13 protein-coding genes are annotated in these 12,890 nt (G+C 41.0%); 5 read left to right on the top strand and 8 right to left on the bottom strand.

Annotated elements, in window-relative coordinates; genetic code table 11:
• Positions 1-49: 49 nt before the first annotated feature.
• On the top strand, positions 50-1,744 hold the full coding sequence (locus tag L3D27_RS10750; protein WP_284674637.1) for an AMP-binding protein: 1,695 nt from the start codon (positions 50-52) through the stop codon (positions 1,742-1,744).
• 92 nt (positions 1,745-1,836) lie between these two features.
• Here the strand turns inward: L3D27_RS10750 and L3D27_RS10745 are convergent, their stop codons facing one another.
• Genes L3D27_RS10745 through L3D27_RS10735 form a run of 3 tightly spaced genes read right to left on the bottom strand, consistent with a single transcriptional unit; the run spans position 1,837 to position 4,290 of the window.
• Positions 1,837-2,325 (bottom strand): hypothetical protein, encoded by a 489-nt coding sequence (locus tag L3D27_RS10745; protein ID WP_432481187.1) that lies wholly within the window; start codon positions 2,323-2,325, stop codon positions 1,837-1,839.
• A gap of 15 nt (positions 2,326-2,340) precedes the next feature.
• Entirely contained in the window at positions 2,341-3,666 is a 1,326-nt protein-coding gene (locus tag L3D27_RS10740; RefSeq protein ID WP_432481185.1) for a deoxyguanosinetriphosphate triphosphohydrolase, read from the bottom strand.
• A gap of 15 nt (positions 3,667-3,681) precedes the next feature.
• Positions 3,682-4,290, bottom strand: coding sequence for a class I SAM-dependent methyltransferase (locus tag L3D27_RS10735; protein ID WP_432481184.1), 609 nt, complete (start codon positions 4,288-4,290; stop codon positions 3,682-3,684).
• Positions 4,291-4,690: 400 nt separating this feature from the next.
• Here L3D27_RS10735 and L3D27_RS10730 point away from each other — a divergent pair, with 400 nt between their 5' ends.
• The 4 genes from L3D27_RS10730 to L3D27_RS10715 are packed head-to-tail and all read left to right on the top strand — an operon-like array spanning position 4,691 to position 10,142.
• Positions 4,691-5,341, top strand: coding sequence for a restriction endonuclease subunit M (locus L3D27_RS10730; protein ID WP_432481183.1), 651 nt, complete (start codon positions 4,691-4,693; stop codon positions 5,339-5,341).
• A complete protein-coding gene (locus L3D27_RS10725) occupies positions 5,329-6,999 on the top strand; it encodes an Eco57I restriction-modification methylase domain-containing protein (RefSeq protein WP_432481182.1) in 1,671 nt (556 codons plus the stop codon). Before L3D27_RS10730 ends, L3D27_RS10725 begins: the two co-directional genes overlap by 13 nt.
• Entirely contained in the window at positions 6,992-7,651 is a 660-nt protein-coding gene (locus L3D27_RS10720; protein WP_432481181.1) for a hypothetical protein, read from the top strand. Before L3D27_RS10725 ends, L3D27_RS10720 begins: the two co-directional genes overlap by 8 nt.
• 1 nt (position 7,652) lies before the next feature.
• A complete protein-coding gene (locus tag L3D27_RS10715; protein WP_432481180.1) occupies positions 7,653-10,142 on the top strand; it encodes a DEAD/DEAH box helicase in 2,490 nt (829 codons plus the stop codon).
• Here L3D27_RS10715 and xerD read toward each other — a convergent pair.
• The 5 genes from xerD to L3D27_RS10690 form a co-directional block, all read right to left on the bottom strand.
• On the bottom strand, positions 10,132-11,058 hold the full coding sequence (xerD, locus tag L3D27_RS10710) for a site-specific tyrosine recombinase XerD (protein WP_284673650.1): 927 nt from the start codon (positions 11,056-11,058) through the stop codon (positions 10,132-10,134). The genes L3D27_RS10715 and xerD overlap by 11 nt on opposite strands.
• Positions 11,055-11,291 carry a sulfurtransferase TusA gene (gene tusA / locus L3D27_RS10705; RefSeq protein ID WP_284673649.1) on the bottom strand — a complete coding sequence of 79 codons (237 nt, stop codon included), beginning with the start codon at positions 11,289-11,291 and terminating at the stop codon, positions 11,055-11,057. Before tusA ends, xerD begins: the two co-directional genes overlap by 4 nt.
• Positions 11,284-11,745: a hypothetical protein gene (locus tag L3D27_RS10700; protein WP_284673648.1), complete on the bottom strand. Its 462-nt coding sequence runs from the start codon at positions 11,743-11,745 to the stop codon at positions 11,284-11,286. Before L3D27_RS10700 ends, tusA begins: the two co-directional genes overlap by 8 nt.
• An 82-nt stretch (positions 11,746-11,827) precedes the next feature.
• Positions 11,828-12,322, bottom strand: coding sequence for a Holliday junction resolvase RuvX (gene ruvX, locus L3D27_RS10695; protein ID WP_432481179.1), 495 nt, complete (start codon positions 12,320-12,322; stop codon positions 11,828-11,830).
• Entirely contained in the window at positions 12,322-12,888 is a 567-nt protein-coding gene (locus L3D27_RS10690; RefSeq protein WP_432481178.1) for a YqgE/AlgH family protein, read from the bottom strand. The genes ruvX and L3D27_RS10690 overlap by 1 nt, the downstream gene beginning before the upstream one ends.
• Positions 12,889-12,890: the final 2 nt, after the last annotated feature.

The following is a 12,890-nucleotide window of genomic DNA, read 5'->3' as shown; positions in this document are numbered from 1 at the left end:
AGTTGCTTATCTTGTCGTCAAGGCGGATTTATCATGATTCAAGGAGAGTATCATGTACCAAAAATTAAGCTATCTTTCAGGCATCAGCGACAAGCCGCTGATTGGTTTGACGATTGGCGAGATGTTCGACCGTGCTTGCATCAAGTACGCTGATAAAGAAGCTGTAGTCAGCATTCATCAAGACTGCCGGCTCACTTATCAACAGCTATCCGAGCAGGTAAATGCTTTTGCAGCATCGCTGCTTGAGTTGGGTTTTGATACAGGTGATCGCTTGGGTATTTGGGCGTTAAATAGCATCGAGTGGGTCATTACGCAGTATGCGTGCTTTAAGATCGGGGTAATTTTGGTCAATCTAAACCCCGCCTACAAAGCCAAAGAATTGGAATATGTACTCAATAAAGTTGAATGTCGTGGTATTGTTATTGCAGATTCCTTTAAGACCTCAGACTATCATGCCATGCTTGCCAGCATTGCCCCTGAGCTTGAAAGCAACCATAGTAAACTGCTTGTCTCTCATAACCTACCACACCTAAAAGTCGTGATTAAAGCCAGCGACGAAGAGCATGATGGTGTTTATCGTTTTAATGATTTATTAACACCGCCAACACTCGCCCAAAAGCAGCACATCGAATATATCGCCCAAAGGCTACAGTTTGATGATGTGGTCAATATCCAATTCACCTCAGGCACCACAGGCAACCCAAAAGGCACGATGCTCACCCATCATAATATCCTAAATAATGGCTATTTTGTTGGTGAAGGCATCAAACTTACCGAAGATGACAGAATCTGTGTGGCTGTGCCACTATTTCACTGCTTTGGCATGGTCATGGGTAATCTTGCTGCCATGACGCATGGGGCGACAGTCATTTATCCTGATTTTGCCTACAACCCAACCCAAACCTTACAAGCGGTGCATAATGAGCGTTGTACAGCATTATATGGTGTGCCATCGATGTTCATTACCATGCTAGAAGATAAGCGGTTTGATGAATTTGATTTATCAAGTTTACGGACGGGCATCATGGCGGGTTCTCCTTGCCCTCGTGAAATCATGCAAAGGGTCATCGACCGTATGCACATGAGCGAGATTACCATTTGCTACGGTATGACAGAAACCTCACCCGTCTCCATGCAAAGCCATGTTGATGACCCGATTGATAAGCGAGTCAGCACAGTTGGTCAAATCCACCCACATTTGGAAGTAAAAATTGTTGATGAGGACGGTAAAATTACCCCCGTGGGTGTGTCTGGCGAGCTATGTACTCGAGGCTATTCGGTGATGGCAGGCTACTGGGGTGAGCCTGATAAAACCAAAGAAGTGGTCGATAAGCATGGTTGGATGCATACAGGAGACATCGCCGAGATGGACGAAGACGGCTTTGTCAAAATCAAAGGTCGTATCAAAGATGTGGTGATTCGTGGTGGAGAGAATCTGTTCCCTAAAGAGATTGAAGATTTGATATTTCAGCATCCTGCCGTGCTGAGTGTGCAGGTTGTCGGCTTGCCTGATAAACGCTATGGTGAGGAGCTGTGTGCTTGTATCATTTTGAATGACGGGGCGGCTTGTTGTGAAGATGACATTCGAGAATTCTGTCGCACCCAAGTCTCACATCACAAAGTACCTCGCTATGTCAGCTTTGTCAATGAGTTTCCGATGACCGCTTCTGGCAAGCCCCAGAAGTTTAAACTCCAAGAGCTGATGCGAGTGGAATTTAATCTGACGGGCAATATTTTTGAGTGATTAGAGGGCTGATATGTAAACAAAAAGGCAGGCGATGAGCTTGCCTTTTTTTGTGTCTAATGGGTGTTGCAAAATGATAAAGAGTAGATAAATTAGGCTTTATGGATGATATTTTCACATTTTCCTAGATAAATATGCTCAGCGATTTTGCCTTGTTGCTCGATATTATAATCCCAAAAGCTCTTGGATTCATCAAAGACATAGTGATAGGGGTTGTATTTTTTAAACGAAAGATAATACAGACTTTGTAACCACGCCCCACGCAGTAGCACATTATAGCCGTGCTGATATTGCATGATATGCGTCATCTCGTGGATAAAAATTTGTCGATACAGTTCATCTGCTGCCGAAAAATCCGTCTTATAATGCTTGTCAGGTACAAAAATAAATCCATTGGGGGCAATAAATACTTCATCAGACTGCCAAGGAATGTAAGGGTAGTTGATGATTTTTACCTGTTCATAGTCAATCAAGTCGCCAAAGACGCTTTGAGCCAGTCCAATCTCCCCAGCGGTCAATGAACGCATGATAAAGCGGTCTTTTTTGTGCTTGATGAGATGATAAGGTGTGCGAAGTTTCATGGTGTTATCATTCCATCAACCCAGCCCCACGCCTGAAAGCTCTCGTGCCAGTCGCCCTGCTGAGTTATCAGTTAGCCCACCCATAAAATCTAGCACCTTCATGTAGCCATCATACAGTGTGTCGGTATCTTTGATGGGGGTGTCTTTTAATAGTTCTAGGGCAAGGCGATGTTTGGTGGTGGTTGTTTTACCTGTTAGTTTGGCATGAACTGCAGGGACAAGCAAATCTAGTATCTGCCCTAAACAGCCGAAACTGGCTATTTCGGTAACAAGTTTGCTATGATGATTAAAGATTTGATTTTTGGCAAGGTTTTTGGCGTTTTGTAGGGTTTGCTTAACCGAATCATCACAGACGGCAAGCAAGTCTTTTTGGTCAAACTCTCCTGCGAGTAGTGCATCGTGATGCTCAAAGAACTGCTTGGCGACCTCATGTGTGGCATTGCCGATGGCACGCCCACGCATGACACCAATGCGTTGTCTTTTGTCGTTGATGTTTTTGTAATTTTCAAAATCTGCCCCCAAAATTGGTCGCATGACATTGGAAAATTCATCAAAGCTAATCAGCTCAAGCTCTACGGCATCCTCAAGGTCTAATAAGGCATAACAGATGTCATCGGCCGCTTCCATCAGATAGGATAGGGGGTGTCTTGCCCATCTATCCACACCCAAAGGGGGTAGTCCAAGTCGCTCGGCAGTCATACGCATGAGTGGCAACTCGCTTTGATAAATATTAAATTTGCCATCGCCATATTCACTACCCCAAGGGTATTTTAATAGTGTACCTAAGCTGGCACAGGTCAGACGCATACCGCCTGCATGGGCATACATTTCTGTGCGTGCTACGATGCGTAGGCTGTGAGCATTGCCCTCATAGGTGGTTAGGTCGGTTTTTTGTGGTGGGCTAAGTGATTGTAAATATTCATCATTTTGGCAGAACCATTCTCGGAGTGCGTCCTCGCCTGTATGCCCAAATGGTGGATTGCCCAAGTCATGTGCCAGACACGCCACCTGTACGAGCGTGCCAATGTCGCTAGGTGAGATGTGGTCGGGTAATAGCTTTCGTTGGTGAAGTCCTAGTCCAACACCATTGCCCAGACTACGCCCAACACTTGCCACCTCAACGCTATGCGTTAGGCGGTTGTGCGTATGATCAGACTTGGCGAAAGGGTGAACTTGGGTTTTACGCCCTAATTTACGAAAGCTTGACGAGAATACCACTCGGTCATAGTCGGCATGAAAATCGCTGCGTACGCCATCGTTTGGCGTATGGCTTGGAGTTAGGATAATGATGCCGTCATCTGGCCTTGGGCGGTCGGTGGAGAGTAGGTCTGCCCAGTTCATGTGCGTCCTTTTGGTTTAGCTGTCTTTGACCGCCATGGTGATGGTGTAGGTCTTGCCTTGTTTGATTTTGTCTGAGTTGCCAAACACTTCTGTAAATGAACGCTTCATAAAGTCTCTTAGTCCATTGATGGTAACAACATAAAAGCGTCCACCCATTTCCATTCGCTCATAAGCGTCTAGTAGGTAAAGGTAGTGTTGTTCTTTGCTTGCTTTGGCAGGCAGATTACTCATCACAAGGGAGAATTTACGCTCTTTTGGTACATGGGCGAAGCCATTTGAGAGCATAACTTCGGTGTTTTTTAGACCATTTTTTTGGCAGTTTAGGCGAGCGTATTCTACCGCCACAAAATCTTTATCAATGAGTAAGTGCTGACCTTCTGGGCATTCACGAGCGGCTGTCATGCCTAGCACGCCATAGCCACAGCCTAGGTCGATAGAATCATCGTTTGTTTTAAAGTCAATATAATCAAGTAGCATCAGACTGCCATCATCAAGCCGTTCGGGACTAAAGATGCCCCAAGTGCTACTAAAGTCAAAAGGCTTGCCAAGCACTTCTTGACTAAAGCTGATGTCTTGTCGCCAGAGTTTGGCTTTTTGTTGTAGTTCGGCTAGGGTGGTGCTCATGTGATTCTCGTTATGGCTAGGTTGGGGATATTATAACAAAAGATAAGTCGGATAAAACATTGATTAAAGGTATTTTTTGATTGAAAAGCATTGATTATGTGATAAAATTTATTAAAACAAGAGTTGTTTTGTAAAATTATGATTGATGTCTTGATTAAAAACGCTATAATGCACACCTGCACACCTGCACACCTGCACACCTGCACACCTGCACACCTGCACACCTGCACACCTGCACACCTGCACACCTGCACACCTGCACACCTGCACACCTACTAAAGCTGCGCCTATTTTCTGTTAAACTATTTTGGTTTGGCGGACTTTTTGTTCGTGCCTTAAAGTTCATCTCCATTGGGGGTGAGCTTTTTTGTTGTCAAAAATTTAAGGTAGGCGGTGCAAAATGACTGATACCGCCCCAAGCCAAGCGAGCAACAAACAAGTCAAGTCCAAAAAACGAGTGGCGGATTTTGGCGAAGTGTTTACGGGTGAGCGAGAAGTAAACGCAATGCTGGATTTATTGCCCCCAGAAATTTGGCACAAAATCACCGCCACATTTTTGGAGCCTGCGTGTGGCAATGGCAATTTTTTGGCAGAAATTTTAAGCCGAAAATTAAATGTTGTCCTTGAACTTTTATCCGCCAAAAAAATCAAAAAGAAACACCAAGCCTTTAATTATGGCTTTTATGCCATTGGGGCGGTATCTAGTATTTATGGCATAGAAATATTGGCAGATAATTGCTACGAGTGCCGTGAGCGATTGTTAAATTTATTTATAGAGCATTATCAAACGCATTTTAAAGAAACCGACCAAAATATCATCAAGGTTGTTAAATATTTGCTGGGTCAAAATATCGTCAATGGCGATGCGTTGTTTAACACACCGATTGTATTTAGTGAGTGGGCATTTGTGGGAGAGATGGTGTGTCGTACCGATTATATTTATCAAAATATGGTTGATGACAAACATTATCGTACCGAACACCACTTACATAAAAAATACAAGCCAGTTCATTATTTAGAATTAAATGAGAGTACAGAATGGAAAATCTAAATTTATCAATAGACAGCCAATTTATCCCCGATTTGGACAATATCGGCAAAGGTCAATTAAACCTATTTGAACTCGCTTACAATCCTGATGTGCTTGATTGTTTATCCAGTCTATCCAATGATGAGGTATTTACATCGCCAAAACTTGCCAACCAAATGCTTGATTTGTTGCCAGATGAATTATGGTCAAATAAAAACGCCAAATTTTTAGACCCTGTGTGTAAATCTGGCGTGTTTTTGCGAGAGATTGTCAAACGCCTAGATAAAGGCTTGGCAAATCAAATTCCTGATAAACAAACTCGTATTAACCATATTCTAAAACATCAAGTGTTTGGCATTGCCATTACCCAATTAACCGCCCTATTATCCCGCCGTAGTGTGTATTGTGCCAAAGTTGCCAATTCGCCATTTTCTATCTGTGATGAATTTGATAATGAAAGTGGCAATATTATTTTTGGGCAGGTTCATCATCAATTCAAAGACGGCAAATGTACAGAGTGCGGAGCAAGCCAAGATGTTTTTGGTAATCGGCAGGGGTTAGAAAATCACGCTTATGCGTTTATTCATAGCGATAAAGACAATGAATTTAAAGAGATTTTAAAAATGAAATTTGATGTGATTATTGGCAATCCGCCTTATCAATTAAAAGATGAAAAAGATGAAAAGCGTGCAAGTGCGTCCCCTATTTATCATTATTTTGTGGAGCAAGCCAAAAAATTAAATCCCAATTATCTGATTATGATTACCCCTAGCCGTTGGTTTGCAGGTGGTAAGGGATTGAATGATTTTAGAGATGTTATGCTTGATGATAAACGCATTAAAGAAATTCACGATTTTCCCAATTCAAAAGATTGTTTTGATAATGTAGAAATTAAAGGGGGTGTGAGTTATTTCTTATGGGATAAAACTCATAATGATGATTGTATGGTGTTTACCTATGATAATGGTCATTGTATTTCGCAAGTAAAACGACCTTTAAAAGAAAACGGTTTAGATGTATTTATTAGGTATAATCAAGCTGTTTCTATTTTAAATAAAATTAGAAAGTTTAATGAACCTAGTTTTAATGAAATTATTAGCAGTGCAAAACCTTTTGGATTGAGAACTTATTTTAAAGGAAATTCTAAACCATATAAAAATAAGAATGACAATGTAACTTTATACCAAAATGGCGGTATTGGTTATGTCAGCAGAGAAGAAATACCCAATAACAGGGATTGGATTTTACGCCATAAAGTGATTGTTCCTTATGCAGTTGGTTCGGGAGATGGAAAAACTGATAAAGTCAATCCAATTTATGCGGGTATCAATACTGCTTGTACAGAAACTTATTTGGTTATCGGACCTTTTGAAAATGAATATATTTGCAATAATGTAATGAGTTATATTAACACCAAATTTTTACATTTTATGCTAACTTTAAAGAAAAATACGCAACACGCCACAAGGGGTGCTTATCAGTTTGTACCAATGCAAGATTTTAGCCGTGCGTGGACAGATGAACAGCTTTATGCCAAATATGGCTTATCCAAAGATGAAATTAACTTTATTGAAAGTATGATACGCCCAATGGATAACGATACTGGTGTAAAACTTAAAAAATCTCGTGGTAAAAATAAAGCACAAGAGAAATTGGATTTGGAGAATGGTGATGAGTAGAGCAAAACCACATTTTTTAAAAACTAGAAATGTTTTATTTCCAACAAAGGGCAAGTTTGTAGAGCATTTACAAACCATTTATCATAGAGCAAAATCAAGCAAAAATGGTTTAGTTACGACAAATAACGATATTTTGGATTTAAAAGATTTTATTCAAGATTATTGTGATAAATCAGAAGAAATACTATCTTATATCGATTTAGAAAATTGTTATTTTGTTGTTAAAAAATCATCAGATTATAATACACCTTGTTTGTTTATTATTGAAAACAATACCAATAAAGAAAAACATTTTAGTTTTCGGAATTTTGGTTGTCCGCCAATTTCTTATATAAATTTTAAAAGATTTTGTATTCATACAATTATAGATTTTAAATTTAATTATCGCATTAAATTAAGCAAAGAACTTGGAAAATCTTATGATGAATATGATTTATGGCATAAAAAACCAACAACAAAAGAAATTGTTGACGAGTTTATTGCCATAAAAGATATTGGAGATAAATTAGATGAAGTAATTTCCCCAAATGGTAGTGGTTTTAATGTTCCTGTTTTAAATCAAAAATATGCAGGTCTAAAACAGGAGTTTATTGATTTTTATCAATCCAAAGTTGCAACCCAATTAAATTTTGAATTAAAGCCGAGAAACTAAAATGACCAACCCAACCTTTGCCCAAATACACGCCCCAAAGATTTATGTTTATTCTGATAGCCGTTATCCAAATTGCTTAAAAGTTGGCTACACCGCCCAAGAAACGGTAAGCCAGCGAATGAAACAGCATTATCCAACCATTACCCCAAGCCAAAGTTGGAAACTAGAATTTGAGACTTTGGCGATTAAAGATGACGGCAGTTATTTTAAAGATTTTGCCGTGCATAAAATGCTAGAAACAATGGGCATTAACCGCATCGCAGGCGAATGGTTTGAATGTAATATTGATACCATCAAAAACGCCATTTTAAACATCAAGCAAGCCAAAACTTTTGAACGGCAACGCACACAAGATTTTAAAATGCGTCCAGAGCAATTAGACGCTGTAAATAAAACCGCTTATTATTTTAATTCTATTAAACAAGATAAAAATAATGGGCGGACACCGCATTTTTTGTGGAATGCCAAAATGCGATTTGGTAAAACTTTTGCTACTTATCAATTAGCCAAAAAGATGAATTGGCAACGAGTGCTGATTTTAACCTTTAAACCTGCGGTCAAAAATGCGTGGCAGGAAGATTTGACAAGCCACAGCGATTTTAATGGTTGGCAATTTATCAGCCGTGATAGTGAATTCAAGTTAGAAAACTATGATAAAACTCGCCCGATGGTCTATTTTGCGTCTTTTCAAGATGTTTTGGGTAGAGACAAATTTGGTAATATCAAAGCCAAAAACCAAGAAATTCACGCAATGAATTGGGATTGTGTGGTATTTGATGAATATCATTTTGGGGCGTGGCGTGATAGTGCCAAATCGCTTTTTGCCAAAGATGATGAATTGACAAAAATGCAAAATGAATATCAAGAAATGGAAATTGGGGTAGAAAGTTTTAATGAAAATGAATTACCCATTACCACAGAGCATTATTTGTATTTATCAGGTACGCCATTTCGGGCGATTGCCAGTGGTGAATTTATTGAAGAGCAGATTTTTAACTGGACTTATGGCGATGAACAAAAAGCCAAATTAGAATGGGATAAGACAAAAGGCGATAATCCTTATTTGTCATTGCCACAAATGATGTTATTAACTTATCAATTACCAGAAAATATTCGCCATATTGCCACACAAGGCGAATTTAATGAATTTGATTTGGGCGAATTTTTTAAAGCAGATGGCAATGGTGAAACGGCTAAATTTAAACACGAAAATTATGTGCAAAAATGGCTGGATTTAATTCGTGATAATCTTGATGAGATGATTGTTAGCAATTTAAAACAAGGCAATGCCAAACCGCCAATGCCATTTAGCGATGTGAATTTGTTAAACAGTTTATTACATACGCTTTGGTTTTTGCCTAGCGTGGCAAGTTGTTATGCAATGGCAAATTTATTAAAAGCTCCCAATAATAAATTTTATCACGATTATCAGGTTATCATCTCAGCAGGTAATCAGGCAGGTATGGGTGATAAAGCCCTAGAGCCTGTCAAAAAAGCGATGGGTGATAATCCTTTGTCCACAAAGTCTATTACGCTATCGTGTGGTAAATTGATGACAGGCGTATCTGTATCTCCTTGGACGGGGATTTTTATGCTTAGAAATTGTGCCAGTCCTGAGACTTATTTTCAGGCGGGATTTCGGGTGCAGACTCCGTGGACGGTGAGGGGTGATGACGGGGTAAATATTATTAAAAATCAATGCTATATCTTTGATTTTGCTCCCAATCGTGCCTTACGCCAAATCGCTGATTATGCCCACAAACTAAACCCAGCCGAGGGCAATCCAGAGAGCAAGGTGTCTGAATTTATCGCCTTTTTGCCTGTGCTTGCCTATGACGGCAGTGCGATGCAGCAGGTGGACGCAAAACTACTCCTTGATATGGCGATGAGTGGCACAACGGCAACGCTACTGGCTCGCCGTTGGCAGTCGGCACTTTTGGTCAATGTTGATGATTTTACCTTGCAAAATCTGATGAAAAATCAAGATGCCATGGATGCTTTGATGAAAATTGAAGAGTTTAGAAGCCTTAATGATGATATTGAAGTTGTCATTAACCGCTCTGAAAAAATCAAAGGTTTAAAACAAAAAGCCAAAGACAATGATGGCGAATTATCAAAAGAAGACAAAAAGACATTAACCGATGAAGAAAAGGAACAAAAATCCCTACGAAAACAAATTCAAGAAAAACTCATCAAGTTTGCCACTCGCATTCCGATTTTTATGTATTTGAGTGATTTTCGGGAACACAGATTAAAAGATGTGATACAAGAGCTTGAACCTGAATTGTTTACAAAAGTAACAGGTCTAACACAAAAGGATTTTCAATTATTGGTGTCCTTAAATGTCTTTGATGAAAGTGTGATGAATGAGGCGGTTTGGCAATTTAAACGCTATGAAGACGCAAGCCTTGAATATACAGGGATTGATAAGAAAGATGAATATGTAGGGCTGTTTAACACCGTCATCAAAAGACAATTTACTACCCCCTAGGGTGATGTTCTTTATGTAGTGTCTGCAGGCGAGCGGTGGCAACATGGGTATAAATCTGCGTGGTGGATAGGTCGCTATGCCCAAGCAATAGTTGCACACTACGCAAGTCCGCCCCATGATTGACCAGATGCGTGGCGAATGCGTGGCGAAGGGTGTGTGGACTAATATCGGTTCTGATGTCTGCTTTTAGGGCATATTTTTTGATCATGTGCCAAAAGTTGTGCCGTGTCATGTAGCCACCTTGCTCGGTTAAAAAAACCGCTTGGCAGTCGGATTTGCCGATGAGCAGTTCAGCTCGGTGGTTTAGGTAGCTTTGTAGGGCTTGTTGGGCGTATTCACCCATGGGAATGAGACGAGTTTTGTTGCCTTTGCCAGTGATTTGTAGCCAGCCTGCATTCATGTTGAGCTGTTCAAGCGATAGATTGACCAGCTCGCTTACTCGCAATCCGCAGGCATACATGATTTCTAACATGGCTTTATCACGCAGACCAAGCAGACTGCTGTCTGGGGTGTCTAGTAGGCGATTGATGTCGCTTTCTGAGAGTGTTTTTGGTAGAGATTGGATGGTTTTTGGGGATTTGATGTCCTCGCAAGGGTTGTCTTGCCTGCCCTCGTTGCCGATTTGCCACAAAAAAAACTGACGCAAACTGGCGAGTAGTCTTGCGATGGTGCGTGGATTTTTGCCCTGTGTTTGGGCAAGTTTTAGGCACGCTAGCACATCTTTTTTATCCCATAGGGTTAAGGGTTTGTCTAGGTGCATAAGGCAAGCACGCAAATCCTGAACATAGGCGTTACGAGTACGCACAGACAGCCCACGAGCCAGCATTGCTGAGCGAAACTCAGTTAGGTAGGCGGGGTCGCCATCAACATGGGTGATGGTGGGTGTTCGAGGATTTTTGGCACGAGTTTTGCTCATGATGGAATCTTTTTGATGACCAAGTAACGATAGCTGCCATCATCGAGCGTTTCTTGAGTGTTAAGAGTATGCCCCAGATGGCGACAAAAATTTGGAATGTCTCGGGTGGTTGCAGGGTCAGTGGCAAGAATTTCGATGACATCGCCATCTTGTGCCTGTCTGATGGTCTTGTGTAGCAACATGATGGGTTCTGGGCAGATAAGCCCTTTGGTGTCTAGTAGGTAATTACTCATGAGGATTATCCTTTTGTTTGTCTTGTAAGAAATTTAGGAATTTGTTTAGGTTCACTCGAAACACATAAGGCATGGCAAACCAAGCCATCATTGCCAAAAACACCGCCATAAAGAAATTTGTTGTCATGCCAGCGACCGCATACACTCCCAAAGCGAATAGCACAAGGCTAATAGCGGTGATGAGTATGACAAATAAAATACCGCCTTGCACGATGTGATAACGCCTTAAAAACAGCACATGAAACAGGCTGATGGGAATGCTAAACCCAATCAGTACATAAGGCAAGTAATGAAATGAATAATAAATTAGTGTACTGTCCTTAAAGTTTGTCATGCTAGCTAGTGTGCCGAACACGACAAAGCAGGCGATGGCAATCAATCCCAGATAGATGCTGATATTCGCCAGACGAAGTGCTTCAGTGGTGCGAGTGATGAGTGTGGTAGTTTGGCTCATTGTAATTTTGGCATTGCCTTGATAAGAATTGATTGAAAAAATAGCGGATATAAAAACTTAGGTGTGCCCAAAGATGCGTTAATCAGTCTTTGCCCTTATGCTCATTATCATGATAACTGCCGACATACTGGGCAAGACTTGGCTCATAAAAATATCCGTTAAGTACGATACAAGCAGCGATGTCGTCAATGGGGTCTTTTTCATCATCAATCCAGCCATGTTCCCATGCCAACGCTCGTGCTTCTTTGGAAGATAAGCGTTCATCATGCAAAAAAACTTTGGTAGGAGAATGGCGTTCACCCAAGCGATGTGCCAAGCGACGAGCGAACTTGTGTACTCGCTTAGATAGCATGGAGTCAGTGCCATCGATGTTGAGTGGCAGACCAACCACGACCGTGCTGATTTTCCAAGTATCAATAATACCGAGCAAATTATCCCAATCAGGCTGACCATTATTCATGGCTAAGATATCAAAGGGTCTGGCATCACAGCTTAGCGTATTGCCCAGTGCCATGCCCATTTTTTTGATGCCAAAGTCTAGGGCGAGAATGAGAGCGGGTTGATTATTGGTGGTCATTAGGCATATCCTGCGGTCGTTACAAAATTGTCAGGGTTGATGCCAATTTTATCATAAGCTTGCATCAGTCGCTCATCAAACGGTACTCGAAATAAAATCTGTAAATCAGCAGGGCAGATAAACCAATCACCTGTGTTAATCTCCGCTTCTAACTGTCCTGCACCCCAACTACAAAAACCCATGCACATCAAATAATGTGCCAAGCTGTCTTCAGACAGTCTATCTAAGATGTCTTTACTGGTGGTCAAGCAAACATTCTCACCAATGGCAAAAGATGAATTAAAATTAGGCAAGCCGGTATGCAGCACAAAACCGGCTTCAGGTCGTATCGGACCGCCAGCGATGGCAGGCGTATTCATGGCAAGCTGAGAGCTTGGTAAATCCAGCTCGTTCAAAATCCCACCCACCGAAGTTGGCAGTGGCTGATTGATGACAAATCCCCATGCACCATCAGCAGTATGCCGACAGACATAAATGAGCGTCTGTTCAAATCGCTCATCATTCATGTATGGACTTGCCAATAAAAAATGATGAGCCAGATTTTTGGTGTGGGTAGTTGTATTCATGA

Origin of the sequence: Moraxella sp. ZY200743, from assembly GCF_050885545.1 — a bacterium.
Lineage (GTDB): Bacteria > Pseudomonadota > Gammaproteobacteria > Pseudomonadales > Moraxellaceae > Moraxella > Moraxella haemolytica.
The sequence above is the reverse complement of the archived record's forward strand: the minus strand, read 5'-3'. Positions and strand labels throughout refer to the sequence as shown.

Bases quoted from the DNA above. Each gene is read 5' to 3' on its own strand.
- L3D27_RS10745 (WP_432481187.1), bottom strand. From the start codon at position 2,325: ATGAAACTTCGCACACCTTATCATCTCATCAAGCACAAAAAAGACCGC.
- L3D27_RS10740 (WP_432481185.1), bottom strand. From the start codon at position 3,666: ATGAACTGGGCAGACCTACTCTCCACCGACCGCCCAAGGCCAGATGAC.
- L3D27_RS10735 (WP_432481184.1), bottom strand. From the start codon at position 4,290: ATGAGCACCACCCTAGCCGAACTACAACAAAAAGCCAAACTCTGGCGA.
- L3D27_RS10730 (WP_432481183.1), top strand. From the start codon at position 4,691: ATGACTGATACCGCCCCAAGCCAAGCGAGCAACAAACAAGTCAAGTCC.
- L3D27_RS10725 (WP_432481182.1), top strand. From the start codon at position 5,329: ATGGAAAATCTAAATTTATCAATAGACAGCCAATTTATCCCCGATTTG.
- L3D27_RS10720 (WP_432481181.1), top strand. From the start codon at position 6,992: ATGAGTAGAGCAAAACCACATTTTTTAAAAACTAGAAATGTTTTATTT.
- L3D27_RS10715 (WP_432481180.1), top strand. From the start codon at position 7,653: ATGACCAACCCAACCTTTGCCCAAATACACGCCCCAAAGATTTATGTT.
- xerD (WP_284673650.1), bottom strand. From the start codon at position 11,058: ATGAGCAAAACTCGTGCCAAAAATCCTCGAACACCCACCATCACCCAT.
- tusA (WP_284673649.1), bottom strand. From the start codon at position 11,291: ATGAGTAATTACCTACTAGACACCAAAGGGCTTATCTGCCCAGAACCC.
- L3D27_RS10700 (WP_284673648.1), bottom strand. From the start codon at position 11,745: ATGAGCCAAACTACCACACTCATCACTCGCACCACTGAAGCACTTCGT.
- ruvX (WP_432481179.1), bottom strand. From the start codon at position 12,322: ATGACCACCAATAATCAACCCGCTCTCATTCTCGCCCTAGACTTTGGC.
- L3D27_RS10690 (WP_432481178.1), bottom strand. From the start codon at position 12,888: ATGAATACAACTACCCACACCAAAAATCTGGCTCATCATTTTTTATTG.